The 1565-nt window shown below is 63.8% G+C and carries 1 protein-coding gene; it reads left to right on the forward strand.

Annotated features, from left to right (window positions below; all coding sequences use genetic code 11):
• The first annotated feature begins 152 nt into the window (after positions 1-152).
• On the forward strand, positions 153-1259 hold the full coding sequence (locus tag ASF72_RS16455; RefSeq protein WP_056600657.1) for an IS110 family transposase: 1107 nt from the start codon (positions 153-155) through the stop codon (positions 1257-1259).
• Positions 1260-1565 lie beyond the last annotated feature (306 nt).

Consider the following 1565-nt stretch of genomic DNA (forward strand, 5'->3'; position numbering starts at 1 on the left):
CTAGACGATATGAAGTGTGGCGGGCCGGCCCTGAGGTAGGGGCCGGAACCTCGGGTTCAAAGAGGTTCGTGGGTTGCCGGTCGGCTCTTTCCGCACGCAGGTGCGGGGTGTGAACTGGCAGAGCCACATTTGAACGTCTGGAGGTTCCAGCCATGAATAAGCGTACTTACGTGGGTTTGGATGTCCATGCCCGCAGTGTGAAGGGCTGCGCGATAGACCAGGAAACCGGTGAAATCCTCCGTCAGAGCCTGGCCGGCAGCGAGGCCGGGGTTTTGGAGTGGGTTTCGGGTTTGCGTGGTCCTGTCCTTGTTGTTTATGAGGCAGGCCCGACCGGTTTCGGGTTGGCTCGGCGGCTGGCCGCTGCAGGGATCGAGTGTTTGGTTGCAGCGCCGTCTAAGCTGCAAAGGCCTTCCGGGGACCGGGTGAAAACAGATGCCCGGGATGCTGAGCATCTTGCCCGGCTGGCGCTACTTGGACAGATCACGCCCGTGCGGGTTCCTGGGAACGCCGATGAAGCAGCCAGGGATCTCGTCCGTGCTCGTGAGGACGTCCGGGCAGACCTGATGCGGGCCAGGCATCGGATCTCGAAGCTTCTCCTGCGCCACGGTTTGGTTTATTCCGGGGGCAATGCCTGGACCGACGCCCACCACACCTGGCTGCACCGGCAACACTTCGATAACCCTGCGCTGCAGGCCGCCTACGAGTCCAGCCTTGAAGCGGCGGAACTGACACTGGACCGCAGGAACCGTTTGGACGCGAAGATCACCGCCCTGGCCCTCACTGACCGCTACGCCCCGGTGGTCCGGGCGCTGATGTGTTTGAGAGGAATCTCGGTGCTGACGGCTTTCGGTCTGACAGTGGAGATCGGTGACTGGACCCGCTTCAGCGGCAGCACTATCGGCTCGTATCTGGGCCTGGTCCCTTCCGAGCATTCCTCCGGTGCTTCCCGGTCCCAGGGCGGCATCACCAAAACCGGCAACACCCACGCCCGCCGCCTGCTGGTCGAGGCCGCCTGGCACCACCGTCGACCCTACAACAGCGTAAGCCGCGACATGCGTTCCCGCTGGAACGCGGCCGACGAAGCTTCCCGGGCCCGCGGCCACCAAGGCAATCACCGTTTGCACCGCAAGTGGGACCAGTTCGAAGCCCGCCACAAACGCCGGGTCATCGCCAACGTCGCCGTCGCGAGGGAACTGGCCGGCTGGTGCTGGTCCCTCGCCGCAGCAATCCAACAGGAACAGCCATGGACGGATGAGTAGATGTGTGCCGTTCCCGGCCTGGGCTCGATGGCTCGGCAGCGTGGAGGAGACCCGCGATACACCTATGGACAACCGGCGACCAACCGGTGACGCCCGGCATTGCTAGACCAGCGGCACCCCTCCAGCCGAACACCTCGTCCTGCGGTAACCAACCCGCGCATATCAGTCTGACAGCGCCGTCGATCAAGACGCGCCAGCCACCCCGGAACAGGACCCCGAACGAACACAAAACGAGCGGCCCACGACAACCAGCCGTGGGCCGCTCACCCTTGCCCTCTTGACAAGAAACGCCTACATATCAGTTGT

The sequence above is a fragment of the Arthrobacter sp. Leaf141 genome (assembly GCF_001424565.1).
Lineage (GTDB): Bacteria > Actinomycetota > Actinomycetes > Actinomycetales > Micrococcaceae > Arthrobacter.